The following is a 2,571-nucleotide window of genomic DNA, read 5'->3' on the forward strand; positions in this document are numbered from 1 at the left end:
CCCAGGAACGATCATCGCGGACCCGACCTCACCCCCGCAGCGAATTGCGCAGCAGAGTCCGCACACGCGGTCGCCGACGTCCATCGCCGTACGCTGGCCCCTTCTGAGCTGGCACGCGGACCCATATGAACGCTCACGATCGGCCACGCGCACAGTTGGAAAGCGTGTTGGCATCAGAGTTGGGTTACGGCCCGCGGAGAACAGCGATGCATGATCAGCTTGGGATGTGGAGACCATCATCGCCAGCGGCATAGCCGTCCTGGGGACGCTGCTTGGTTCGGGGATCACCCTCGCATTCCAGCAGCGCACCGCCGACAGAAGCCACCAGTTCACCCGCCGTGAGAAGCTCCGGCAGGAACGACTCGATGCCTACTCCGCCTACGCCGGCACGTTGGTCAACTATCGCCGCTGCCTGGTTCACCTCTGGTTCTGCGAACACGAGCAGCCACCACCAGAGGACCCTGACACGGTGCGGATCCGCGCCTACGACCTACGCTCCAACGCCCAAGAGGCACTGTTCCGGGTACAGATGCTCACCGATGACGAGACGCTGAGCCGGTCCGCGGAGGACGTGCTGGCAGACGTTACGGCACTGTCCAAGACAGACAGCAGAACCGAACTCGACGATGCCAGGGCACGGACCCGTGACAACATCAGCCGACTGGTTAGAGCAGCCAAGCAACACCTCTGAGGCGCTTACAGACGCACCGGGAGTAATTGTCAAGAGCTGTGGATCGGTGGGCGGAGCGAGGGCGAGGTGCCCTCGTGCTGTCGTGATTCCATCGATGGTTCGGTGAGTGCCGAACCGTCCGGCCGGTAGCGTGCCGAGTCCTGTGCGGGAGATGCCCGCGCTGGTAAACGCCGGAGGCGACCCGATGCCGGAGACAGACCTGAAGCAGCAGCTCGCCGAGCGATTCCGCGAAGTCAACGGCGACCATCCGATGACCGATACCGATGACGCATACGTCAGCGCGCAGTTCGTTGCCCTGGAGGAACTGTGCGCAGTTCATGGCCGCGATGCCGATGCGGTCCGCCGGCTGATGCTGGGGCAGCATCTGCCGCTTCCGGGATATCTGCGCTCCGACGGTGCTGAGATGGTGCCGGCCGACCTGTTCGCTCTCGCCGACGAAGCCGGCGGCGTAGAGCTGCTCGAAGCGTGGTTCACCGCTCACTGGGCCGACCCGGTCACCGGGAAGGCGGAGTGGAATGCGTATCTCAGCGGACAGTACGTGTGCCTGCACTCGGTGACCCCGGCCGCCATTCAGCGCAAGGATTACCTGACGACCGCGATCAGCGCCGCAGCGAACGAGCCGGATGCCGGTTCAGCACAGTGGTCTGAGCAGCTGCACGCCCTGGTCGACGAACTCGACACGCTGGAACCGGCGTTCACGGCCTACGACCGTCTTCGGTTCGGCGGGCCCACGTCCCGGGACACCTGCATCGACGCCATGCGCGCCCGCTTCCCGCGCCCGTGACCCGGATCCATGGGTGGCGTTCTGCGGATCGGTTGCGATCGCTCATGCCGCGCGGGCTTCGGGACGTTCGACGAGGTGGCCGCGTTCGAAGCGGGCTCCGGCGCGGACGAGGGCGACGAGGTGGGGCGCGTTCACGGCCCGCCACCGTTGCTGGGCGGACTCGACGAGCTTGAAGACCATGGCCAGGGCGGCGCTGCGGGAGCCGGCACCCTTGGTGACCTTGGTCCGCAGCCGGACGGTGGCGAACGTGGACTCGATCGGGTTGGTCGTCCGCAGATGGATCCAGTGTTCGGCGGGGAAGTCGTAGAAGGCCAGTAGCTCAGCCTCGTCGTCGGTGATCTTCTTGACGGCCTTGGGGAATTTCGCGCCGTAGAACTGGGCGAACGTCTTGACCGCCGCCTCGGCGTGGTCGCGGTCTTCGGCGTTGTAGATGTCCTGGATGGCCTTCTTCGCGCCGGGCTGCGCGGACTTCGGCAGGGAGTCGAGGACGTTTGCGGTTTTGTGAACCCAGCACCTCTGCTCGCAGGTTTCGGGGAACACCTCGGCCAGGGCCTTCCAGAAGCCCAGGGCGCCGTCGCCGACCGCGAGGACCGGGGCGCGCATGCCCCGGCGGGCGCAGTCGCGCATCAGGTCCGCCCAGGACTCGCCGGATTCGCGGTAGCCGTCCTTGAGGGCGACCAGTTCCTTGGAGCCGTCGGCGCGCACCCCGATGAGCACCAGGACGCAGGCTTTGGCCTCCTCCAGGCGGACGTTGAGGTGGATGCCGTCGGCCCACACGTACACGTAGTCGACCTCGGACAGGCCGCGGTCCATGAACGCGGCGTGGTCGGCCTGCCACTGCTGGGTCAGCCGGGTGACCGTCGCCGGAGAGAGCCCGGCGGAGGAGCCGAGGAACTGCTCCAGGGCGGGCACGAAGTCGCCGGACGACAGGCCGTGCAGGTAGAGCAGCGGCAGCACCTCGCTGATCTTCGGCGACTTCCGGCACCACGGCGGCAGAATCGCGGAGGAGAACCGCTTGCGCTCGCCGGTGGCCTCGTCGACGCGCTTGTCGTTCACCCGCGGCGCCTTCACCTCGACCGCGCCGGCCGCGGTGGTG

Annotated in this window: 3 protein-coding genes; 2 read left to right on the forward strand and 1 reads right to left on the reverse strand. The window is 66.9% G+C overall.

Translation table 11 applies throughout. The features are described 5' to 3' along the window. The first annotated feature begins 226 nt into the window (after positions 1 to 226). Together ACFP2V_RS19460 and ACFP2V_RS19465 are read left to right on the forward strand one after the other, a co-directional pair. Positions 227 to 691: a hypothetical protein gene (locus ACFP2V_RS19460; RefSeq protein ID WP_381213690.1), complete on the forward strand. Its 465-nt coding sequence runs from the start codon at positions 227 to 229 to the stop codon at positions 689 to 691. A gap of 184 nt (positions 692 to 875) precedes the next feature. Further along, complete coding sequence (locus ACFP2V_RS19465) at positions 876 to 1,475, forward strand: DUF6058 family natural product biosynthesis protein (protein ID WP_381213704.1); 600 nt, start codon at positions 876 to 878, stop codon at positions 1,473 to 1,475. 42 nt (positions 1,476 to 1,517) lie between these two features. Here the strand turns inward: ACFP2V_RS19465 and ACFP2V_RS19470 are convergent. Further along, positions 1,518 to 2,571: IS256 family transposase (locus tag ACFP2V_RS19470; protein ID WP_381213693.1), on the reverse strand; the 1,054-nt coding region annotated here is incomplete at its 5' end.

It is taken from the genome of Streptomyces incanus, from assembly GCF_042656345.1.
Taxonomy (GTDB): domain Bacteria; phylum Actinomycetota; class Actinomycetes; order Streptomycetales; family Streptomycetaceae; genus Streptomyces; species Streptomyces incanus.